The following is a 21,873-nucleotide window of genomic DNA, read 5'->3' as shown; positions in this document are numbered from 1 at the left end:
CCATATGCGACTCCTCATTTTTTGCCCGTTCTATCCACCGCATATCGGTGGACTTGAAACGCATGCCCTCGAATTCAACCGACATATCGCGCCCTCCGTCGAGAGTATTCTGGTTTTCACACCACGGCTCCCAGTATCTGCCCCGGTCCGTGAAACCAAAGGCAACATTACCGTCCTCCGTTTTCCTGCCTTCGAACCGATACATAACTATCCTATCCCGAAATTCTGGCGTTCTGATTTCTGGGAACTGTGGCGAGAGGCACTCAACAGTACGCCATCCCATCTCGTCTCGCGCACGCGATTCTTCTTCACTTCACTCATGGCATGGCGATTCGCTCGTTCGCAAGAGCTCCCCTGGCTCCACGTCGAGCACGGCTCGGATTTCGTCCACTTTCATTCAGCTCTGAAATCCTCAATCGGCAAGCTCTATGACTGGACCCTTGGCCGTTTCACGCTCCGTCAAGCAGACCGGGTGGTGGCGAATTCACTGGCCTCATCTGCATTTGTGACCAAACTCTCCGGCCGCACGGATTGCACCACCATCTATCGTGGCGTCGAGACCGATGAAATACTTCATGCCCCTGTACAAAACGAGATTCGTGAACGTTTTCCCGATCAAATCATCATCGGTTATCTCGGACGTCTCATCGATGGCAAAGGAGTGATCCATGTACTCGAAGCCTTAGACCGTATCAGTGACAAACGACTCGCCTGTGCCATCATCGGCAGCGGGCCAGAAAGGACGAAACTGGAGACCTACATCAAAGAGCATTCCCTCGAGAACTCTGTCATGCTCCTCGGTCATCGACCACTCCCCGAAGCATTGGGGTTGATGAAGTCGTTTGATATATTCGTCAATCCGAGCTATTCCGAGGGTATCCCGACCTCTGTCATCGAAGCCGCACTTTTAAAGAAAGCGATCGTCGCCACTGACGTTGGTGGAACACCAGAGATCATCACTGGAAATAGCGATGGTTTCCTCGTCCCAGTCGGTGATATCAGAACGCTCGGGGAAAAACTACAACTCCTCGCCAATGATGGCGAGCTGCGGCGTTCGCTCGGCCTACGTGCGCATGATGCCGTACAAAATACATTCTCCTGGCCGAATGCCGTCAAGCAATATCTCGACATCTTCAAGAGTATTTCTCGGAAATCAAAGTAATCCTAAAGGCCTATGTGCGGTATCGCTGGAAAAATCTCCCTCTCTGATACACCGGTCTCGATTGAATCCGTCGAGATGATGTGCGATGCCATCCGTCACCGTGGACCAGACGATAGTGGTTCCTACCTCTCGCCCGACCGGTCAGTCGCACTTGGCCATCGCCGGCTCGCTATTATTGACCTTTCTCCGCTTGGTCATCAGCCGATGCGCTACATGAATCGCTATGAGATCGTCTTTAATGGAGAAATATACAATTTCCAAGAGGAACGCGCGCTCCTCGAAAAGGACGGGTACACGTTCCAGTCGCACTCCGATACCGAAATCATCCTCGCGCTGTACGACAAGTACCAAGAGAAATGCGTCGATCATTTGCGTGGCATGTTCGCTTTTGCGATCTATGATGAGCGAGAGCAAGTGCTCTTTGCGGCCCGCGATCGCGTCGGCAAGAAGCCCCTCAAATATTTTTTTGATGGGAAGATGTTTCTCTTTGCTTCAGAATTGAAAGCCATCCTCACGCAGCCAGAATACGAGCGCGAACCTGACTATGTAGCAATACACCACTATCTGACACTTCAGTATGTCCCAGCTCCTTTGACTGGATTCGTCGGGATTTCCAAGCTTGAACCCGGTCACTATCTACACCTCGATTTGAAGACCAAAATTCTCCAGAAGGAACGTTACTGGAAGCTCGACTACTCGAGAAGCTCGATCTCCCGGAAGAAGATTGGAAGAACCGTATCATAAGCACGCTCGAGGAATCAGTGAAGCTCCGCATGATTTCCGACGTACCGATCGGAGCCTTCCTCTCGGGCGGGGTCGATTCAAGTGCTGTCGTCGCTTTGATGGCACGGAATTCTGCACAGCCGATAAAGACATTTTCCATCGGATTCAAAGAAGAAAAATACAATGAACTCCCCTATGCGAAGCGAGTCGCTGAAGCATTTGGTACTGACCATACCGAGTTCGTGGTCGAGCCACATGCTATCGACCTTCTCCCCATGCTCGTCAAACACTATGAGGAGCCCTATGCGGATTCAAGCGCGCTCCCGACCTACTATGTCTCCAAACTCACGCGTGAACATGTGACCGTAGCACTCAATGGCGATGGAGGCGACGAAAACTTTGCTGGCTACACGCGCTATGCTGCACTTCAGGCTTCGCTTTTCCTTGAACACTTTTCCTGGCTCGCAAAAACTATCGGTGTTCCGGTAACAAAGCTCCTTGCTGATACTGTACCGAATACACTCACGAGTCGCTTTCATCGCCTGACGAAAACACTTTCAACGGACTATCGTGAGCGCTACATGGGCTTTACTTCCTACTTCACCAATGAACAGAAGGCTGAACTGTACACAGATAGCTTTGCATCAAAAGTTTGGGATGCAAATACCTACGATCTCATAGCGACACACTTTCTTGAGTCAGGTTCGAGAAACCGGACTGAACAGGCTCTCTATGCTGACTTTGCCACCTACCTCCCCGAAGATCTCCTTGCCAAGGTCGATATCGCTACCATGGCGGTATCCCTCGAAGGCCGATCGCCTTTTCTCGATCACCATCTTCTAGAACTCTCCGCCAAGATCCCTTTCGAGCTCAAGCTGAAGGGAGTCAACAACAAGAAATATATCCTGAAAGAAGCGCTCCGCGGCATCGTCCCAGATGAAGTGATGGATCGGCCCAAAATGGGCTTCGGCGTCCCGATCGATCACTGGTTTCGGAACGAACTCCGAGACTATGCCTATGTCAAACTCCAGGATGGCGAGCTCGTTCGAAGGGAAATCGTCCGACGAGATGCCGTGAAACGAATCCTTGACCAACACAATCAGACAAACATCAATTTTGCGCCTCATATCTGGGCTCTCCTCACCCTCGAACTCTGGTTTGAAGAATACTTCGGGAAGGGGTAAAATACCCTAGTAATCAGCCGTTTTCCTGACATTTTTCCGTATGCGTGAACGATTCATCAGTCTGTTCTCGGACCCCATCGATGGTTCAGCCATTACCCTCAATGCCTTCAAAAAAGACGGCGAACACGTAGTCGATGGCGTCCTCGAGAGCAACTCAAACTGGTACCCAATCATTGATGGCATTCCGCGCTTCCTCGTAGGCGAACTTCGACAGAACATGCTCCAGGAAAAGCTCACGTTCTTCCGCACGTATCGTGAACGACTTACGGCAAGCGCCGAGGCTGAGTGGCAGGGCGCGATTGATGCGATCAATGATCTCGATGCCTTCCTCGCCCATCAAAAGAAGACCGGGGAAAGTTTCGCCTACGAATGGAAATACATTTATCGCGAGAACGACTATGAGCAACAGAACTTCCTCCACTTCCTCAGCCCTTTTGTAAAGGAAGCGGATCTCACCGGAAAGCGTACGCTCGATATTGGCTGCGGGTCCGGTCGATTCACGAAATGGGCTGCGCTCTCTGGCGCTGAGATGGCGATCGGCTCCGACCTTGGCGAAAGCGTCGCTGTCGCTTACGAGATGACAAAAGAACTACCGAATGCCTGCATCATCCAGGCCGACATTTATGCGATGCCGTTCCATGGAGCCTTTGACTTTGCCTACTCCATCGGCGTCCTCCACCACTTACCCGAGCCGAAACAAGGATTTCTTGCGCTTCCGAAAGTACTGAAACAAGGCGGGCGTTTCCTTATCTGGGTGTACAATCGCCGAGACAATGGGCGGGCACTCTATTTCTACGAGCCACTCCGTGCCGTCCTCCGACACCTTCCCAAGCCAATCCTGTACAAGCTCTGTTATCTCCCCGGCGGAGTCGTCCATGGTATCAACCTCTTCGGTCGCTGGATTGCCGATATTGGTTTCCCCGATCTTGAGAAAAAACTTCCCTTCAACTACTACCGCCATTTCCCGTTCAATATGAAATTGAATGATGCTTTTGATGTCCTCGCCACACCAAAAAGCAATTACTATTTCGTCGAAACAATTGAGGAGTGGTTCGCAGCGGCACATCTGAAAAATACAAAATCATACGAGCATCCAGAGGCCGGTATCACCGCAACGGGTATCTATGGCAACTAGGCGCCGCATCATCCACCTCATCCATTCGCTCGGAAACGGCGGCTGTGAGAACATGTTGCTTCGCACTCTGCCGCTCGTTTCTGACTTTGAACACCTGGTTCTGACCCTGAAAGAACCGGGTGAGCTCGCGCCGAAATTCAGGCCGGTCGGCATCCCGGTGGAATCGATCAACACTCACCACCTACTGAGCCCTGCTGGAATTCGACGGCTCAGAGCACGTGTCCAGGAGAAGAATCCCGATATCATCATCACCTATCTCTTTCACGCTGACGTCCTCGGCCGCCTCGCGCTCATCGGCGCCACTCATGCACCGATCGTCCCTTTCCTCCGAACCACCTTCAATCATCCCCGCTACGCGATTGCTCGGATCTTCGAATGGCTCTCGAAACCTCTTGTTCGGCGCTATCTCGCCAATTCTGAAGCCGTCAAAGACTTTTACGTCCAGCGTATCGGCGTAGCAGCTGAAAACATCACGGTCATCCCAAATGGGATCGATACCGGGTACTTTGACCAACTCACTCCCGATCCAGAACTTCGGGCTACGCTCACTATCGGTCCGGATAATTTCGTCATCACCTGCGTGGCCAATCTCCACCCGAATAAGGGTCATGAATTTCTGCTGAAAGCCTTCGAAGCTCTCTGGCCAGACTTCCCGCATCTACGACTCCTCCTGGTCGGAGACGGTAAAGAGCGAAGGAATATAGAGACCATAATCGCCTCCTTTCGTTCGAAGGACGCCATCCGACTCCTCGGTCGACGGAGCGACGTACCCGCCATTTTGAAACTCTCCCACCTCTTCGTGTTGCCGACGCTCTTCGAAGGCCAGTCCAATGCTATCCTAGAGGCAATGGCCGCCGGCGTCCCCGTCATCTCGACCGATATCCCCGAAAACCGCGCTTGCATCGAACATGAGACAACAGGTTTCCTCGTCCCAGCAGAAAATGTTAGTCGTCTTTCAGAGGCTATCAAGCAACTTATCACTGATCCAGCTGCCGCTCAGAGCATCATGGTACAGGCCAAAACCACCATCAAAGTCCGCCATGGACTGGTCTCAATTGCGCAGGACTGGAATGATTTCCTTCACTCTATATGAAATGCGCTGTCCTTATTTCTCTCTTTAATGCTGAACAGACGCTCGACAAGACATTCGAGAGCCTTTCGGCGCAGACTTTTCAGGATTTCCGCATAATAGCGGTTAACGATGCCTCAAGTGACAATACTGGGGCTCGTCTCACGCATTGGCAGTCGCGTTTCGGAGAATCACGGTTCACGATCATCAAGAACCAAACGAACCTTGGCCTTACCCAATCCCTCAATGCGGGACTTGCAGTGATCAGCGAACCCTACACGGCGCGCATCGATGCCGATGATTGGTGGCATCCCGAGAAACTCCAAAAACAATTGGAATATTTTGATTCACATCCGGGATGCGGAATCATTGGATCCTGGTATGAAAACATCTCTTCCCATGGATCGAAACGGTTATCGCTACCCGAGACTGATACTGAAATCAGGCAGTCGATCTTCAAACGTAACCCCTTCGCGCATAGCTGCGTCCTCTTCCGGACCGACATAGTAAAACACCTCGGCGGATATGACGAAACCATACGTTATGGCCAAGACTATGACCTCTGGCTCCGTCTCCTCCCGGAAACCGTTTTCGCAAATGTTCCCGAAATACTCTGTTTTCGGATGACTGAAGGAACCCTCACTGCCCGCCGCCAGCGTGAGCAGATGTTGCAGTGCGTAAAGACGCAGTTCAAATATCTCAAGCACTACCAACGACCCTTTACCGAATACCGCTTCATACTTGAACCGCTTGCCGTTGCCCTCGCTCCTGATTGGCTACGCCATCTCAAACGGAAATATTTAGGCTAGTTTATGAAAATCCTCCTTCCATTTGAAATTAAAGACATCGGTGGCACCGCGACCTTTGCGGCAAAGTTTCGTGACCGCATCTCTGTTCATGGGCATACGTTACTCAATCAATTTCAGAGTGATTTCGATGTCCTCCTTATCATCGCGGACTGCCCACTCTGGATCCCTCTATATGCCAAACTTATCGGAAAAAAGGTTGTCCAGCGCCTTGATGGCGTGTATCATCCTGCCACTCCAGCCGGTCGACTGTATCCACTCTACAATCTGAAGATGTGGATCATTCATCGATTCCTCGCTGACACCGTCATTTACCAAAGCACTTTCAGCCAACGTTCCTGCGAACTCTTTATCGGAAAGACTGGAGCGAAGCATACCACTGTCATTTACAATGGTGTCGACGTTGAAAAGATACAAGCCCGAAATCCATTCAGCTCCAGTCCCCCGACAAAACTTGTCACCTTTGCCAAGTTCCGCCGCCGCGACCAGATAGAACCGATTGTGGAGTCGGTAAAGCACCTCGATCCCGAGGCCTTCCTGCTCGACATCTACGGTTCTTACACAGAGAATCTCCGGTCGCTCTTCGAAGGTCTTCCTGACAATATCCATTTCATGGGAAAACGAAAAAATGATGAGATGCTGGGGCTACTTTCGGGATACGACATATTCCTCTTTTCCGACCAGTCGGCTTGCCCAAATAGTGTTCTCGAAGCTATGGCGGCTGGATTACCGACGGTTGCCTTCGAGCGAGGGAGCATTCCAGAACTCATCGAATCCGGCTACAATGGAAAAACAGTCGCCGTTCAGAATGATTCGGACCCTTATAGAGACGCGTATCCATTTTCCGGCTACCAGTATAGGATGTTCGCCGATGCGATACACGACGTAACTACCGATCTCCTCACCTTGTCTGAGAACTCCCACAAACGAGCTAAGTCCACGTACAATCTCGATAACATGATACGTTCGTACGAAACTTTACTCACTGACAACCATTGAAATGAAACCCGAAGACCGAGAGAATCAACGATACGCCAACGAGGACTTTTGTACAGTCAGTAAGGAAGAGCGACTCATGCTCGACCTCCTCAAAAAAACAGTAAGCGAACTTGGGCTTCCAAATAATGCCGTCCACGTACTCGACATTGGTTGCGGTAGTGGACGAATTAGTAAAAACTTACAGAATCTCGGCTACCACGTAACTGGACTCGATTTCTCAGAGGAAGCGGTAAAAAAAGCTGTTGCACGTGGGATCGATGCGAAGCGAGCTAATCTGGATGAAGGTATTCCCCCTCCGGATGCTACCTTTCACATCGTTTGGGCTGGCGATATCGTCGAGCATGTCTTCGACCCGATCGGCCTCCTCCGCGAATCTGGCCGCGTTCTGAAACCAGGCGGCGCTATGCTCATCACTATTCCGAGTGATGTCGGACTCGTTTCGCGCGTCAAGATGCTCTTCGGCATCTCTCATCAAGAAGGCATGTACATGACATCCGGATTCTACAAACACCACACTTTCTTCACCCCGCGACTCATCCGTTTCATGTTGAAGAAAGCTGGATTCAACATAAATGATTTTTTGACGGTTCTCATTCTTGGCCGACATCGATTTCTCGTACCGTACCTTCCGTCAATGCTCTTCAATGAGATGGTAATTCGCGCCAAAAAACCGACCGGATTATGATGAAATATTTTGATCCGTCACACAATCGACTTGTTTTTTTTGCCGAATCCGCCACGCCAGATTTTTGGGATCGGCAATGGCAAGATGAGCAGTTACAAAAACATGTGACCGCAGGGATCCATGAAAGATTCGTCTATCCAACCACAAAAAAATACCTTCCCCTCGGTTCAAAAATTCTCGAGGGAGGCTGTGGAAAGGGGCAGTTCGTCTATTCACTTCAGGAACGTGGCTATGAGGCCTATGGGATCGACTTTGCAGAAAATATCATAGATCGCCTCCAATCCCTTTTTCCGCTACACCACTTTGAACACGGTGATGTTAGATCGCTACCATATCCCGATAACACTTTTGATGGATACTGGTCACTCGGCGTTATCGAACATTTTTATGACGGCTACGAGGCTATCCTCAAGGAAATGGTTCGTGTCGTCCGGCCAGATGGATATCTTTTTCTTACCTTTCCCCACATGTCAAAACTTCGCCGAAACAAAGCTCGTCGATCGAAGTTTTTGATTTTCAATTCGGAGCTAATAAAGAATGGGAATTTCTATCAGTTTGCCCTTCCCGAAGAGTTAGTTATTAAAGATTTGAAAGGTCACGGATTCACACTCGTCGAAAAACGTCCACTAGAAGGACTAAAAGGAGCAAAAGACGAGCTCACCGGCCCTGTTCAGTCCTTGCTAAAATCTATCTACGCGGGAAAGAATATCTTTGCGCAAGTTCTCAGCTTCATTCTCGCACGCCTCCTAGCTCCTTACTCCAGCCATTCCATTCTCCTTGTACTCAGAAAAACACGATCATGAAACCGATCGTATTGCTTTTCCAGCCATATTTACGTCAACACATACTAAACTTTGGCAGAGGTCTACAAAAAGTCGACTTTGTTTGGCAACAATCAAAGACCAAAAAGTTCAGCTACGCATCGTTGCCAGATTTTGATCGAGAGATGCGGCGACGGAAGGATTCGTGGTTTGTCAGATTACGTCGCATTTTGGGAATACCCAACATTAGGATCAAGCTTACGACTAGCGGTGATGTACTATTCACCTATGGCTGTTTCCTTTTTTCCAACCGTCCGTTTGTCACATACCTCGAGACAGGACTCGCCCCGTTCAGTTACGACGTTGGTATAGCAAAAAATCCTATCGCTCGGTTCATCATCGCGTTATCAATTCTCTCCCCGCAATGCAAACAGCTCATTTTTATGAGCGAAGCTTCGCGCAAAAGCTTCTTTGCTTCCGTTCATTACCCGTCTTGGATAACCACCGCCGCCGCTCAAAAAGCTTGCGTAGTGTACCCACTCGTTGATACAACAGCAGCACCGCCAAAAGGCTGGTCGGGATCTCTCAAACTTCTCTTTGCTGGGCTCTTTTACATGAAGGGCGGAATCGAGCTTGCCCACGGTTTCGAGGCATTAAGGAAGAAGAACCACAATGTCACGCTGACCATCATAACCGTTCTTCGTATGATTAAAGAACAGGACTTGAACTATCTACGATCAATTCCTGGACTCACTCTCATTGATGCAAAACTAAATGAAGCAGAAATGCGGGAGATGTACCGAACACATGATATTTTTGTTCTCCCAACTTTTCGCGAGGGTTTTGGCCTCGTCCTTATCGAGGCACTGGCACATGGTATGCCAATCATAGCGACAGACCAGTATGCGACAACGGAGATGGTTATCGATAATGAGAACGGATTCGTCTATCCCGATCATCCGCTTAAAGATTACGACCCTGAAACATACCGAATGCTAGGAAAATACTATAGTCCGGCCGATTTCTATACCGATCTTTTTCGATTCCAAGATGAGGGAAAAATGAAACCAATTGAGAGCTTCATCGAGACATCCGTGGAGAGATTTCTTTTAGACCACACCCTTCTTTCTCGATTCTCTCAGTCCTCAATTGAACTCTACGAACGAAAATTTGCAGCTCAGAAAATTTCTGATCAAATAGAGGCTGTTTTTCTTGAAGCGGCATCTGGAAAATAGCTAAGTAACAGAAGTATCGTAGTTATCAGAACAAGTGTTGCTACGTATAGGCTCCCAGCGATACCTGCGCCTTCAGCGCGAACTAAGTAAAATATGATGCCAGCCAGAACGTTTCCGACCAAATAGGTAACGATCAAAAGGGTGATTCGATGATTTGCGGTAAAGTAGCTCGTGAGGTAACTCTTGAGTGGAAGGAGTACTACTATCGGGAGGAGATACCAGGCGATGCGCACGCTCTCTCGATAACCATCGCCAAATAAAAATGGGAAGAGAACAACTAAGAAGAGCGCCATCCCGCCCGCGATGAGCAACCCAGAAAGCAGATTATGAGTGATCATTTTCCCTCTCTCAAGCCGCGTGCCGGAAAATAATCGAGGAAGATACATGGCTATGAGCGCTCCGATGTATCCACTTATACTGGAGTAGACAAAAAATGCAACCTGAAAAATTGCAACCTCGGCAAATCCATAAACCGAACCGATGGTCATGAGGGGTAAGGTTTCAGAAGCGTTAAAAATTAGTTTTTGCGCAGTCGCGGCTAAGCCATAACGGGCATCTAGTTTGTCTTCGGATAAAGGAGGTACGGATGGGAGTTTCTTTTTTGTTTTGAGCCATATTTCAAAACAGAATACTGCTGAAGTAATGATTCCCGTAGCGAAATAGACTGCTATGAGCATCGTAAGCGACGCATCAAATAAAAGTGCGATCCAAAGCGCTAGGAAATTAACTACTACAGCAAAAAGTGCTCTCCAGGCGACTGAAAAAAAGTCTTGCCGACCCTCATAGAATACGTACCACGTATTGAGTGCATAGTATGGGGCAAAAGCAAGGGCAATAATAATAAAAAGAATTGCTGGTATTTCCTGCGTGCCTTGATAATACAGTCTGTAACCGATAATGCATGGGATACCGAGAAGTCCGGAAAGGAAACTCCACTTAATCGCCTGGAAAACCGCACTGTCATTACCATTCACCACAGACTTGAGGGCAGCTATATTCATCCCTGGGAGAGAAAGGAAAGAGAAGAAAGCAACAAAAGAGAGGATGTACTGATACGCGCCATACACCTCCTTGGGGGCCATCCGCGTAAACACAATTGTCGTCGCTAGGCCAATAATTGAAACAAAGGCGTAACGAAATGACACCCAGAATCCATTCCGGAAAAAATATCCCGCGTCTACTTTCAATATTCTACTTGTAAAATCTACAAGTTGCTTGTACATGAGACTTAGATCTTTTTGAGTGAAGGAAATATCTGGCGAATTTTTTTTCGAAGATCACCTTTGGCATCCACTTCTTTTACGATAGCCTCTAATTCATTCAGCACGTTGACAATATCGACTGGACATTCTTCTTCATTCTTTAACGTATAGATACTTTTACCACCTTTAAGTTGACGCAGGTTCCCCTTCTCTGTTTCGGTGTAGAGTTCCTCGATCATCTTCTCCCCTTTCCGGAGCCCAGTAATCCGAACCTCTACATCCTCATCAGGCACATGATTCCTGGAACGGATAAGACAGAGTGCCACATCGTAGATATTGATGAGCTCGCCCATATTCAAGATATGGATTGCATTCGGCTTTCCATCCGCCGTACTTTCAATGACGAGTGAGGCCGCTTCGCGGATCGACATGAAAAAACGCTGCATTTTCTTGTGGGTCACGGTTACATAACCATGCAGTTCCATTTGACGCTCGAAAAGTGGCAGAGCCGACCCGTTCGAATTGATGACGTTTCCGAAACGGACAATATTGAATTTTGTCTTTGTATTTCGAAGCGATTGAATATAGTATTCACAAAGTTTTTTTGTCGCACCCATCACACTCGTCGGGTTGACGACCTTGTCCGTCGAGATAAATGTGAACTGCGGGACAGCAGCAGCCATCGCCGCATCAATGACCCGCCGCGTACCAATGGCATTGTTATAGACAGCTTCGTCGATATTGTCCTGCATGAGATGGACATGTTTGTACGCTGCCGCATGGAAAACGATATCCGGTTTGAAACGAGTAAGGAGCGCGAGTAACTTATTGTCATGCAGGATACTCCCAACGATAAGTTCGCACTTATCGCGCTGACCACGTTCTTTCAACTGCTGCTCGAGAAGGAAAATGAGGTATTCGGAATTGTCATACACAATGACTTGCTTCGCCTGGAGATCGATAAGCTGACGGACGATCTCTGAGCCAATTGATCCTGCTCCGCCAGTAACGAACACCGTCTTTCCTCGATAGTAATCAGTCAGCCGGTCAACATGCTGCCGCTTGAATGGCCGACCGAGAAAATCCTCCGGATCAAGTGAACGGACCTCTGCATACCGTACATCGCTCTTACTAATAATTCTTTGATCACGCGGTACGATACGGATTGGTATCCGGTTTTTGATATTTGTAAGCAGAATCCGACGGATAAGTGCACCGTCAGCCGATGGAATAGCGATGATGATTTCGTCGACTCGCCACAGCTTCAGGAGTTTTGGCATCGCGCTAATATCTCCGAGTACTGCTCCAGAAACCTTTACGTTGTCGTCGACAAAACCAACCATGTGACAATCGTGATGGTGAGTAGCTATGTCACGAGCAAGAATCCGTCCCGCTCGACCTGCTCCGACAATCAGTATATTGTGCTGGTTCATAATCTGTTTTCTAATATGGATGGTTCATCTTGATAGCCCGTGAGTGCTTCCACATCAGCGCCACACCCTCGGCAAACGTATGGCGAGGGACATAGCCATATTTTTCCCAGAGGCGCATATTGGAAACCCGTATCCGTGTTGCCTCGAGCACTGGCTCATGAGTGACTTCAAATGCGAGCTTTTCACTACATACCGACTGGACCGTGCCCAGGACCGAGACAAGTGTCCGACTCTCCCCTGTCGCGATATTCACCGTATCATTTCCTACGAGACGAGCTTTGACGCTCGCAATCGCCTCTGCTAGATCGTCTATGTAGATATAGTCACGCTCCTGATTCCCATCACCATTGACTCGAAACTTCTCCGTACTGGATGCGAGGATTCGATTCATGACGAGCGATACGAATCCCCGGCTCCGGGTATCCCCGAAAACATTGGACAGTCTTAGGATACCGAGGTGATGCCTCGGGGAGAGATGTTTTTTCAGAAAATCTTCATTTTCCGCCTTATGCTTCGCATATGGTTCGATCGCTTGAAGCGGATCAGATTCCTCCGCTGGCGTATCACTGTTGCCATAGACGAGGGTGGTTGAGCAATACAGCACTTTCATCAGCTCCGTTTGAGCGTTCACAAGATCAATAATAGTTCGGCGTGCACGCCGGTCGGACTCAGGATCGAAACCTGGGCCAATCTGTCCGATCAATATAATAATCGAATCTGCATGAGGGAGTGTAAAGCTCGCTACTGCTTCTTGGTTTTCAAAATCTATCGGGACAAAATCCACGCCGGCTAAAGGCTCTGCAGGTGGGCGCCGAGACACATTCAAAACCCGCTCACCAGTTCTGGCCAAATGTGCACCCAATTGAGTACCAACAAACCCAGATCCACCGATAAGAATTGAATCGTACCGATCAAGCATACAACAAAAAAGCTTTCATAAAGCCATTGTTGGTAGTATACTGCCATATATGACCACTGAGCAAGCGACCACTCGCGGAGTAGAAAAACGGTTCATCTGGATGCCGCTTGTCGGACTTTTTCTTATCCTTGGAACCTGGATCGCGCTCCTCGTACCGTTTTTCCAGGGTCCCGATGAGCAGGTCCACTACGCCACCATCCAGCATTGGGCAGAACCGAGCGAGAAAACCTGGCCTACCATTGAAAGTCACGAGTTCAACCAGGGTGACGACATTCGTACATACCGCTTCTCGGAAGAAGTCCGAGAGACTGTCTATCGGATGCAGTTCGATGAGATCAAGTGGCAACCCAACAATACTCAGCACTTTTCCGCAACACGAGAAGGTCCTGCCGAAAATGAAATTCGGAACAATAATTGGAAACCGTATATCGACACCTACCCAGCAAACACTTCCGGAACCTGGTCACTCTACTATTGGCTCGGTTCAGGTATTGAGAGACTGTTTTCAGACAATTCCATCTTTGACAGACTCTTTTTCGCTCGTCTGCTCTCTGTGGCCATTGGGGCCCTAACCGTTCTCGTTGCTTATTTAAGCGCACGTCGACTCGGTTGGTCACCCATCATCGCCTCCCTGTTTGCATCACTCATCGCTTTTCAACCGATGCTCCTCGCCACGAGTTCCGTCGTCAACATCGATATCCTCCTCGTTTTCGCCTTCTCACTGTTCTTTTATGGAGGAGTCCTCTGGATTTCCTCTGGTCTGACAATTCAATCGGTCGGCATCTCTCTTGTCGCAACACTCATTGGAGTTTTCACCAAGGGTCCCGGCATTATACTTGCCGGACTTTTCATTGTGCTCATACTCTTTTCAGGATACCGTCGCTATAGCTCATCGTGTCGAGACCTCTTCCCCTACTGTCTCTTGTTTGGATTCGTTATTACGAGCCTTTTCTTCATCTTCACTCCGGCTCATATCCTTGCCAACTTCCTTCATCTCGGGGCAGCTTCGGTTTTCGCTAGCCCGCTTGAATCCATCAGTGCCTACATTGAAAAAACATTGTCACTCGGAGCACTCACCTGGACCGCCATCACCTACTGGGGCAGCTTCGGTTGGCTTGATGCATATATTCCCAAAACGATTCTTCACACCATTCTCGCCATCGAAACTGCCGCTGCGTTTGGCTTAATCTGGCTTACTTTTGATAAAAACCCTCCTCGTTTTCTCGCGAACAAATCCGTCCTTCTTTTTGCGTTCATTTCTATCCTTTTCCTTCAGTTCGCGATCCGTTTCTTTGATTGGCGTATCTTCGATACCACGGGCAAGATTCTGAGTGGGACACCGGGGCGCTACTTTCTCCCAAATATCGTCCCTCATGTTCTCCTCCTGGTTTCCGGCCTCGGCTACTTCACTCGTACGAGAGCGTCTTTCCAAAAGCTCCTGCTCGTTCTCTCAGTTTCCATGTTTGCGCTCACCTCATATGTTTTGTGGTTCGTCATCCTCCCTCGCTACTACTTATGAAATTAGCCCGGTTCAACACAAAGACGCTCATCCTCACCGTTACAATCGGAGCCTGCGGAGTCGCGTTCTTCAGCCTGCTTCATTTCCCTGATTCATCACAGAACTTTCTTGGGGATACCAAACGAGCTGAGCTCTCATCAAATGGCCCGATTACTCAAGTGTTCATTGCGGACCAGGACGAACTTGAAGGCTTTCAGATATTCATGGGCGATACGGATCTCGGGCTCGGTGAACGGATCGAGTTCGTACTGTCGGACCTGACATGCCACAAGGTATTCGCCCGTGCGAACCGGAACATGTTCTCGATTCCAACGAGACGAGATATTCATTTCGTATTTCCCACCATCCCTGCTAGCACAAACAATTCCTATTGCCTCTCTATTGAATATCATCCAGGCCTCTGGAAAAAGAAGGAGCGGCCCTATATCAGGGTCACCGAAGCAGAGTCATCTCAAGAACTCTCGTATACTGATCACGGCAAAGGGAAAACCTATCTTGGACGCACACTCGAAATCCGTCCGCTCTACGCACCAAACGGAGGAAACCCTACCGAGCGTATTGAAGCATTAGAAAACAGGCTTTCACAGTACAAGCCGGCTATTGCGAAAGGTTCGATGCTCACACTTGGGGTTTCAGGACTTCTCCTTGGAATTCTTTTCTTCACCTGGATCGCTCGTCGGAAAGAGTAATGACCGTAGAGTCAAGAAAGACCTTAGTCATCTTCTCGATCAGCAGCATCCAGAAACCAGTTGATAACTCCAACGAGGAGCGACAGCGCGAGAGCGCCGACGATCGCATGGACAAACGTATCAACTTCAAAGCCCTTTACAACTCCACCGAGGAGCCAGAGGAGAAACCCGTTGATGACGAGCGTGAACAGTCCAAACGTCAGGAAATTAATCGGAAGCGTCAGGAGCACGAGTACCGGCTTCACGGTAAAGCCGATGAGTCCCCAGAGGAACGACAAAATGAGCGCCACCTTCCAGCTCGCCAAGCTCACACCCGGGACATAGTGAGCGACGATCCAGAACGCACCAGCACTGAGCGCCCAACGCAGAATAAGTTTCATAAGACCGAAAAGATTAGGGGTTAGGAGCCAGAAATTGAAAGGGAGTCCAATCTGTAACTCTATTCTACACCTAAACTTGTCTGTCCGGTATTATCTAAAAACTCACCCCTCGCTACCCAGCACCCTGTTACTATTAGTTCTTCCGGCGGCGGAGGAGCGCTCCCGCGGTCTTCAGGCAAACCACGATATCAACCCAGAGGGACCAATTTTCGATATAGAAGACATCAAGCCGGAACTCATCTTCGAAATCAAGATCCGAGCGACCGGAAACCTGCGCCATGCCAGTAATTCCCGGTTTGATAGTGAGCAGCCGACGATGGTACTCGCTGTATTTCTCGACCTCGCGCTTTTGATGCGGTCGGGGGCCCACCAGACTCATTTCCCCACGCAACACATTGAAGAACTGCGGGAGCTCATCGAGTGAGTAACGTTCAATGAACGCACCCACTTTTGTCTTGCGTGGGTCATCCTTGATCTTGTAGAGTGGGCCCTGACGAACGCTCCGCTCCGCGATGAGCTGCTTTTCAAATTCGAGCGCGGCTCCAAAGTTCGGATTCTTCTTGTTGATGCACCACTTCCACTGCATATAGCGGAACTTGAACACGGAAATCTTCTCCCCGTCTTCACCAATCCGCTCATTGGTATAGATGATCGGACCATCCGGATCCTCCAGCTTCGTCAGAATCGCGATCGCGAGCATGATAGGTGAAAACAGGATCGTCAAGAACACACCGCCAACGATATCGAACGCGCGCTTCAAGATTTTCCCCCAGCCATCAAGCGGAGTGTGTTGAAACTCGATAATCGGCTCGCCATTGAAGATACTCATCGTGAATCGCGAGGTCTCACGCGTCGTTGGGAGATACTTCAACGTGATGTTGTTGATCTGACAATAGTCGAGGAGCTTTTCCTGCTCATCATCGGTTAGCGACGGATCGCAGACCATGATCTCATCAATGCCGTGAGCGGCACGGATGTCCTTGATCGTGTGGAGTGAGACGGCTTCGACTTGTCCGGCGGTCACATATCCGAGCTCCGGCCGCGTCGCAAAAAGTTTCTTTAGCCGTTCGATTTTTCCATTGGTACCGACAAGGAGGATGCGGTGCACGCCAACACCTTTCCTTGCCAGGTAGTATTTCTGAATACGCTGGATAAGGTAACGCGCAATCGTGACATACATCACCATGAACGACCACCCGGCGAGAATGATAAATCGCGAAGAGAACCATTCCCGCTTCAAGAAAATAGTCACAATGACGAGCACCAGGACAAGCGATGTCGCACGGAACACCTTGAAGGCCTCCGAAAGCATTGTTCGGGTCGCTCGCATCGTGTACAGCCCCTCGATCGCGTACACAACGAGGAACAGCGGCGCGATGATGAGCGTCACCTGGAGAAAATCGACGAAATCAACAGAATAGAGCTTGGGCCGAAGAGCGAGGATCTGCGGCACGTCACGGACCGCATAGGCCGAAAGCGCCGCGAGGACAATCATGAGAAAGTCGACTGGGAGTTGGATGGCGCTGAAATAAATTTCCGATCGTTTCACCCCGTTAACAAATATCGAGTTAGTGCTTTCTTCACGCAAAAATACGCGCGGGACATAAGCCCCGAGACGACGGCTCTGTACAAAACAGATCGATAAGCCGGATTCTGTCCCCGCACCTTTTAGTCTTCAAGAATTCTCTTTTTGAGTTCCGCGAATCCTTTTCCATGATGTTTGAGCTTTGCCTCTCGTTTCCTGGCTAATCCCTGAGAAGCATACGCTTCGTAGTATACCAATTCCCAAGGGATAGCGGACTTTGTGGCTAAAGACTCTCCATTGTTATGTTGAAGAATTCTTTGCTGAAGATCTTTAGCATAACCGATGTAAAACTTATCTGTCTTCTTACTCTTCAGCACATACAAGTAATACATATGCTCTCGTAAAGACTAAAAGGTGCGAGGGACTACCATTTCTCTTGCCTCTCTGTCGCCAGAGAGATCTTTGCGGTTCTTCCCGCACCTTTTTTGGAAATGAGTGTGGGTGATTTCTGGCACAAAAGCGCCTCAATCTTCCCCATACACTCACACTATGCATCCAAGCTTCCAAAAAAGGTGCGAGACGCGACCTTGCATCGAGATAAGGATTTAGCCGTTTCACTCCTGCCTTGCGACAGGATTATTCCCGGTTTGCCTGATGGCAGTCCAGGAACCCTCGGCCTTTCGGCTCCGGCGTCACTGCTCGCACCTCTTCCCGCCGAAACGAGAGACGGGTGTTACCCGCTACCTGCTGCCCGCCCCTTTGGGCGAAAAATAGCTCCCTCAAGCCTTTTCTAACCAAAGGGGCGGGCCGATGTCCGGACTTTCCTCACTACCCTCTTTTACGAGGGCCAGCGCGGTAGTCTGATCTGTTTTGTAAAGAGCTGCCGTCCCATGTATATTGAAGCATAATTAATATGCTTTGTCACTATTTTGACATAGAAACCACGGCCCAATCTGATGTGGCCTGGTTCACATCTTCAATCGGAGCCCGAGACGTTCTTTGGCTGCCTCGACAATGTGTTCAAACACCTTGTCCATTTCATCACCAGAAAGCGTCCGCTCGGGTGAACCGAATGAGAGATGTAGCGCAAAACTCTTCTCCTCCCCTGCTACATAGACATCGAATAGCTCGTGCTCGACGAGAAGCGATCCGCCCGCAGCCAAGAGCACGGTTTCGAGATCAGCGAACGATACGGATTTGGGTCCAATGAGAGAAATGTCGCGATGCGCCAAGGGGAAGCGCGAGAAATCACGGTACACTATCGCGTCCTGAGTCTCGCTCATCACGGCCGGTACAGACAATTCCGCAAAGTAACTTCTCGTGCCGCTCCCGAGACGTCTGGACAACGTCGGGTTAATCTCCCCAGCATACCCGAGGGAATGCCCACTCCGTGTCGTGAGATGTGCCACGCTGCCGGATCGATAGGCAGCTGGCGTTCCAGTTGCCAATTCATTCCACACAACTTCTACCCGGACCGATTGGAAGAACGCTTCTACCCGGGCCTTGAAACGGAGAAAATCTGTTTCGGCCAAATCTCCTGCCGGAGTGAGGACGGCCAATGCCACGTGTTTCTCCTCCTGCGGACCACCGTCCCCTCGCTTATGAACACTTCCGAACTCGAAGAGACTGAGACGATTGCTCTGCTTGGCATTGGCCGAGAGAGCCCGACAGAGCCCAGGGAAGAGACTCGCGCGCATGAATGCCTGCTCAGGATTCATCGGATTGGCAACCGCGAGATGCTCTTCCTTCGGCAGCGCAACAAGGGCGAGACTCTTCTCTCCATAGAACGAGTACGACATGACCTCGTCGAAGCCCATCGCGGCGAGTGTTGTCTTGACCGTGCGTTCAAATGTCTTGGCTGGATCTCGCACTAGCGGCACCGCCGGTCGCAGAAGCGGGAGTGGATCGATGGTGTGGTACCCATGAAGTCGGCCAATCTCCTCGATGAGGTCTTCCGGGTTGCGAAGATCCGGCCGCCGGGACGGGACGACTACTCGGAGGACTGGTTGATTCGGCACCTTCTTCACGGTGAGACCGAGCCAGGCGCAATACTGGACGGCCTGGAAGAGCGGAAGTTTCGTCCCGAGTAGGCGTTCGAGATAGGCCAGTTCGAGGAGGATAACGGTTGGTTTCCCGGGGCGCGAAGCGACGTCACGGACTGTCAGTCCCTGCCCGATCCCCCACGCTTCGACATAGGTCGCCAATAGCTGAGCTGTCTCGCCCGGGCGATCGACGTCAACACCCCGTTCGAACCGATAGGCCGCGTCGGTCAGCAGGCGGTGACGTTTTTCCGTCCGACGGATACTCGGAGCATCGAAACTTGCGATCTCGAAAACCACCCGTTGCGTTTTCTCACTAATCGCGGAATGCTTTCCTCCCATCACGCCGGCGAGCGCCAACGACTTCTTCGTGTCTGCGATGACGATGTCGTCTTTGGACAAAGCAATTTGCGTACCATCGAGAAGCAAGAGTCGCTCGCGCGCTTTCGCTAAACGCACGACGATACCTCCCTTGGGAATTGCGTCCGCGTCGAAGGCGTGCACCGGCTGTCCTGTCTCGAGCATGAGGTAATTGGTGAGATCGACAATCGCCTGTCTAGGACGAATGCCCGAAAGGCTGAGCCGTGCCAAAACGAGCAGCGGGCTCGGACTCGGTGTCACGTGGTCCATCCGGATTGCTAGATAGCGTTTGGCGCGATCGGTCCTGAGGGTTACTTTCGGTACCTTGGCGCTCTTCCGCAGACGAGCGGGTCGCTTCGTCAACGAAAGGAAGGTAGCGATTCCGCCTTCGAGAGCGGCGATCTCACGGGCCATCCCTCGGTACGAGAGCGCATCGCAGCTGCGGTCCGGTAGTACCTTCACATCCAGCACGGTATCTTCGAGCCCCGCATACGCGCTAAAGCTCTTGCCTAGTGGTGCATCCGGAGGCAAGACGAGGATACCCGCATGGTCATCCCCGAGTCCCAGTTCATGCGCCGAACAGATCATCCCGTCGGATTTCACCCCGCGTAACTCAGCTGATTTAATTTCAATTCCACCCGGGAGTTTCGCTCCCGGCAGAGCCACGGCAACTTTCTGACCAGCGGCGAGATTGGGGGCACCACAAACTATCTCGTGAATAGTCTTCTTGCCGGTCGAGACGGTTGCCACCCGGAGTCGATCAGCGTTCGGGTGCGGCTTCACGGTCATGACTTTCCCGATGATGACGTCCGAAAGACCATGGGCGTACGGCATCACTGCTTCCACTTCGAACGCATGCGCCATGAGCATATCCGCCAGGCGCTGAGGTGTTTTCTTCGTGCCCGAGAGCTCTTTGAGCCAGTGATAAGAAAAGAGCATAAACTAGAATTGGCGGATAAAACGAAGGTCCCCCGACATGAAGAGACGAATATCGGAAATCTTGTACTTCATCATCGCGAGCCGGGTCAGACCGAAGCCCCAGGCGAACCCCTGATAGCGATTCTTGGGATACCCGGCGGCTTCGAAGACATGCTGATGGACCATGCCGGCGCCACCGATTTCAAGCCAGCCTGTCCCCTTGCACACCGGGCAGCCCTGACCGTTACAGAGGAGACAGTTTACATCGAACTCAAATGACGGCTCAGTGAAGGGAAAGAAACTTGGCCGAAGCCGCACCGTCGTCGCTCGCTGAAAAAATGTGGTGAAGAACGTCTCTGCGACCGACTTAAAATTTGCGACTGAGACAGTATCCCCGACCACCAAACACTCGAACTGATGAAAAGTATGCTCGTGCGAGGCATCGGTCGCTTCGTTACGGAAGATGCGACCTGGGATGATGATCTGGAACGGTGGCTTGTGCGTCTCCATGTACCGAACCTGGACGGAAGACGTGTGAGTACGCGGCAAGTATTTCTTTTTCCCCCACGTATCGGCGAGCCAGAAGGCGTCCTGCATATCGCGCGCAGGGTGGTCGGGTGGAAAATTCAGCGCATCAAAGTTGTACCACTCGCTCTCGACTTCGGGACCATCGGCCACTGAAAATCCCATCGAGCCAAAGATATCCTCAATCTCGTGCTCGATCCGCGTGATCGGGTGTAAGTGTCCTGTACCATCCCCCCCACCCGGCAGTGTCACATCAATCCGCTCCGTATCCGAAGCCCGGACCGTCATTGTATTCTTTTTCTTTGTTCCTTCGAACGCCTCAAACAGCTCACGCTTGATAGTATTCCCCGCAGCGCCAACTTTTTTCCGTTCCTCGGGCGAGAGTTCTTTCACTCCCCGGAGGAGCGTATTGAACTCACTTTTTCGGCCGAGGTACGTATTTTCCCAAGCCTGAAGACCCGCTTCGTCCGCCACCAGGGCGAGCGCGGAGAGTGCCTCTTTCTTTATTGCCTCCAGTCGATCGAGCGTCATAGTGTCATTCTATCGTTTGCTTCCCCGTCGGTCAAAATTCTACTCTCCACCCCTAAGAAGAACACTCACGCACA

The 21,873-nt window shown here is 50.5% G+C and carries 20 protein-coding genes; 12 read left to right on the top strand and 8 right to left on the bottom strand.

The features are described 5' to 3' along the window. The first annotated feature begins 4 nt into the window (after positions 1-4). From IPJ68_02015 to IPJ68_01970, 10 genes are read left to right on the top strand one after another with little or no spacing between them, the layout of a single operon-like run. Positions 5-1,162 carry a glycosyltransferase family 4 protein gene (locus IPJ68_02015; protein ID QQR79027.1) on the top strand — a complete coding sequence of 386 codons (1,158 nt, stop codon included), beginning with the start codon at positions 5-7 and terminating at the stop codon, positions 1,160-1,162. 12 nt (positions 1,163-1,174) lie between these two features. Further along, on the top strand, positions 1,175-1,906 hold the full coding sequence (locus IPJ68_02010; protein ID QQR79026.1) for a hypothetical protein: 732 nt from the start codon (positions 1,175-1,177) through the stop codon (positions 1,904-1,906). 29 nt (positions 1,907-1,935) lie between these two features. Then, the gene (locus IPJ68_02005) at positions 1,936-3,069 is read left to right on the top strand and encodes a hypothetical protein (GenBank protein QQR79025.1); all 1,134 of its coding nucleotides are present in this window, start codon (positions 1,936-1,938) and stop codon (positions 3,067-3,069) included. 40 nt (positions 3,070-3,109) lie between these two features. Next, a complete protein-coding gene (locus IPJ68_02000) occupies positions 3,110-4,204 on the top strand; it encodes a methyltransferase domain-containing protein (protein QQR79024.1) in 1,095 nt (364 codons plus the stop codon). Next, positions 4,194-5,297 (top strand): glycosyltransferase, encoded by a 1,104-nt coding sequence (locus IPJ68_01995; protein QQR79023.1) that lies wholly within the window; start codon positions 4,194-4,196, stop codon positions 5,295-5,297. Before IPJ68_02000 ends, IPJ68_01995 begins: the two co-directional genes overlap by 11 nt. After that, positions 5,294-6,082 (top strand): glycosyltransferase, encoded by a 789-nt coding sequence (locus IPJ68_01990; protein ID QQR79022.1) that lies wholly within the window; start codon positions 5,294-5,296, stop codon positions 6,080-6,082. The genes IPJ68_01995 and IPJ68_01990 overlap by 4 nt, the downstream gene beginning before the upstream one ends. A 3-nt stretch (positions 6,083-6,085) precedes the next feature. Further along, positions 6,086-7,078 (top strand): glycosyltransferase family 4 protein, encoded by a 993-nt coding sequence (locus IPJ68_01985; protein QQR79021.1) that lies wholly within the window; start codon positions 6,086-6,088, stop codon positions 7,076-7,078. Position 7,079: 1 nt separating this feature from the next. Next, positions 7,080-7,763 (top strand): class I SAM-dependent methyltransferase, encoded by a 684-nt coding sequence (locus IPJ68_01980; protein QQR79020.1) that lies wholly within the window; start codon positions 7,080-7,082, stop codon positions 7,761-7,763. Beyond that, positions 7,760-8,566, top strand: a complete 807-nt coding sequence (locus tag IPJ68_01975) for a methyltransferase domain-containing protein (protein ID QQR79019.1) — start codon at positions 7,760-7,762, stop codon at positions 8,564-8,566. The genes IPJ68_01980 and IPJ68_01975 overlap by 4 nt, the downstream gene beginning before the upstream one ends. Further along, the gene (locus IPJ68_01970) at positions 8,563-9,759 is read left to right on the top strand and encodes a glycosyltransferase (GenBank protein ID QQR79018.1); all 1,197 of its coding nucleotides are present in this window, start codon (positions 8,563-8,565) and stop codon (positions 9,757-9,759) included. The genes IPJ68_01975 and IPJ68_01970 overlap by 4 nt, the downstream gene beginning before the upstream one ends. On the opposite strand, the gene IPJ68_01965 is transcribed toward IPJ68_01970, so the two are convergent. From IPJ68_01965 to IPJ68_01955, 3 genes are read right to left on the bottom strand one after another with little or no spacing between them, the layout of a single operon-like run. Next, a complete protein-coding gene (locus IPJ68_01965; protein ID QQR79017.1) occupies positions 9,717-10,982 on the bottom strand; it encodes an oligosaccharide flippase family protein in 1,266 nt (421 codons plus the stop codon). The two genes, IPJ68_01970 and IPJ68_01965, sit on opposite strands and share 43 nt — an antisense overlap. Before the next feature lie 5 nt (positions 10,983-10,987). Beyond that, complete coding sequence (locus tag IPJ68_01960) at positions 10,988-12,394, bottom strand: polysaccharide biosynthesis protein (GenBank protein ID QQR79016.1); 1,407 nt, start codon at positions 12,392-12,394, stop codon at positions 10,988-10,990. 10 nt (positions 12,395-12,404) lie between these two features. After that, complete coding sequence (locus IPJ68_01955) at positions 12,405-13,313, bottom strand: NAD-dependent epimerase/dehydratase family protein (protein ID QQR79015.1); 909 nt, start codon at positions 13,311-13,313, stop codon at positions 12,405-12,407. 49 nt (positions 13,314-13,362) lie between these two features. Between IPJ68_01955 and IPJ68_01950 the strand changes: the two genes are divergently transcribed. Both IPJ68_01950 and IPJ68_01945 read left to right on the top strand, forming a co-directional pair. Further along, positions 13,363-14,832 (top strand): phospholipid carrier-dependent glycosyltransferase, encoded by a 1,470-nt coding sequence (locus IPJ68_01950; GenBank protein QQR79014.1) that lies wholly within the window; start codon positions 13,363-13,365, stop codon positions 14,830-14,832. Beyond that, positions 14,829-15,521, top strand: a complete 693-nt coding sequence (locus IPJ68_01945; protein QQR79013.1) for a hypothetical protein — start codon at positions 14,829-14,831, stop codon at positions 15,519-15,521. The genes IPJ68_01950 and IPJ68_01945 overlap by 4 nt, the downstream gene beginning before the upstream one ends. A 23-nt stretch (positions 15,522-15,544) precedes the next feature. On the opposite strand, the gene IPJ68_01940 is transcribed toward IPJ68_01945, so the two are convergent. The 5 genes from IPJ68_01940 to pheS form a co-directional block, all read right to left on the bottom strand. Continuing rightward, complete coding sequence (locus IPJ68_01940) at positions 15,545-15,901, bottom strand: phage holin family protein (protein ID QQR79012.1); 357 nt, start codon at positions 15,899-15,901, stop codon at positions 15,545-15,547. Positions 15,902-16,034: 133 nt separating this feature from the next. Beyond that, entirely contained in the window at positions 16,035-17,489 is a 1,455-nt protein-coding gene (locus tag IPJ68_01935) for a sugar transferase (protein QQR79011.1), read from the bottom strand. An 80-nt stretch (positions 17,490-17,569) separates the two neighbouring features. Continuing rightward, entirely contained in the window at positions 17,570-17,818 is a 249-nt protein-coding gene (locus IPJ68_01930; GenBank protein ID QQR79010.1) for a GIY-YIG nuclease family protein, read from the bottom strand. Positions 17,819-18,394: 576 nt separating this feature from the next. Then, the gene (locus IPJ68_01925) at positions 18,395-20,764 is read right to left on the bottom strand and encodes a phenylalanine--tRNA ligase subunit beta (GenBank protein ID QQR79009.1); all 2,370 of its coding nucleotides are present in this window, start codon (positions 20,762-20,764) and stop codon (positions 18,395-18,397) included. A 3-nt stretch (positions 20,765-20,767) separates the two neighbouring features. Further along, the gene (pheS, locus tag IPJ68_01920) at positions 20,768-21,799 is read right to left on the bottom strand and encodes a phenylalanine--tRNA ligase subunit alpha (protein ID QQR79008.1); all 1,032 of its coding nucleotides are present in this window, start codon (positions 21,797-21,799) and stop codon (positions 20,768-20,770) included. Between the last annotated feature and the right edge of the window lie 74 nt (positions 21,800-21,873).

The sequence above is a fragment of the Candidatus Moraniibacteriota bacterium genome, from assembly GCA_016699425.1.
In the GTDB taxonomy this organism is placed as follows: Bacteria; Patescibacteriota; Minisyncoccia; order Moranbacterales; family UBA1568; genus SSEF01.
This window is presented reverse-complemented; position numbering and strand designations above follow the sequence as displayed.

What these genes read in the sequence shown, in the direction of transcription:
- IPJ68_02015 (QQR79027.1), top strand. Translation starts at nt 5, where the DNA reads ATGCGACTCCTCATTTTTTGCCCGTTCTATCCACCGCATATCGGTGGA.
- IPJ68_02010 (QQR79026.1), top strand. Translation starts at nt 1,175, where the DNA reads ATGTGCGGTATCGCTGGAAAAATCTCCCTCTCTGATACACCGGTCTCG.
- IPJ68_02005 (QQR79025.1), top strand. Translation starts at nt 1,936, where the DNA reads ATGATTTCCGACGTACCGATCGGAGCCTTCCTCTCGGGCGGGGTCGAT.
- IPJ68_02000 (QQR79024.1), top strand. Translation starts at nt 3,110, where the DNA reads ATGCGTGAACGATTCATCAGTCTGTTCTCGGACCCCATCGATGGTTCA.
- IPJ68_01995 (QQR79023.1), top strand. Translation starts at nt 4,194, where the DNA reads ATGGCAACTAGGCGCCGCATCATCCACCTCATCCATTCGCTCGGAAAC.
- IPJ68_01990 (QQR79022.1), top strand. Translation starts at nt 5,294, where the DNA reads ATGAAATGCGCTGTCCTTATTTCTCTCTTTAATGCTGAACAGACGCTC.
- IPJ68_01985 (QQR79021.1), top strand. Translation starts at nt 6,086, where the DNA reads ATGAAAATCCTCCTTCCATTTGAAATTAAAGACATCGGTGGCACCGCG.
- IPJ68_01980 (QQR79020.1), top strand. Translation starts at nt 7,080, where the DNA reads ATGAAACCCGAAGACCGAGAGAATCAACGATACGCCAACGAGGACTTT.
- IPJ68_01975 (QQR79019.1), top strand. Translation starts at nt 7,760, where the DNA reads ATGATGAAATATTTTGATCCGTCACACAATCGACTTGTTTTTTTTGCC.
- IPJ68_01970 (QQR79018.1), top strand. Translation starts at nt 8,563, where the DNA reads ATGAAACCGATCGTATTGCTTTTCCAGCCATATTTACGTCAACACATA.
- IPJ68_01965 (QQR79017.1), bottom strand. Translation starts at nt 10,982, where the DNA reads ATGTACAAGCAACTTGTAGATTTTACAAGTAGAATATTGAAAGTAGAC.
- IPJ68_01960 (QQR79016.1), bottom strand. Translation starts at nt 12,394, where the DNA reads ATGAACCAGCACAATATACTGATTGTCGGAGCAGGTCGAGCGGGACGG.
- IPJ68_01955 (QQR79015.1), bottom strand. Translation starts at nt 13,313, where the DNA reads ATGCTTGATCGGTACGATTCAATTCTTATCGGTGGATCTGGGTTTGTT.
- IPJ68_01950 (QQR79014.1), top strand. Translation starts at nt 13,363, where the DNA reads ATGACCACTGAGCAAGCGACCACTCGCGGAGTAGAAAAACGGTTCATC.
- IPJ68_01945 (QQR79013.1), top strand. Translation starts at nt 14,829, where the DNA reads ATGAAATTAGCCCGGTTCAACACAAAGACGCTCATCCTCACCGTTACA.
- IPJ68_01940 (QQR79012.1), bottom strand. Translation starts at nt 15,901, where the DNA reads ATGAAACTTATTCTGCGTTGGGCGCTCAGTGCTGGTGCGTTCTGGATC.
- IPJ68_01930 (QQR79010.1), bottom strand. Translation starts at nt 17,818, where the DNA reads ATGTATTACTTGTATGTGCTGAAGAGTAAGAAGACAGATAAGTTTTAC.
- IPJ68_01925 (QQR79009.1), bottom strand. Translation starts at nt 20,764, where the DNA reads ATGCTCTTTTCTTATCACTGGCTCAAAGAGCTCTCGGGCACGAAGAAA.
- pheS (QQR79008.1), bottom strand. Translation starts at nt 21,799, where the DNA reads ATGACGCTCGATCGACTGGAGGCAATAAAGAAAGAGGCACTCTCCGCG.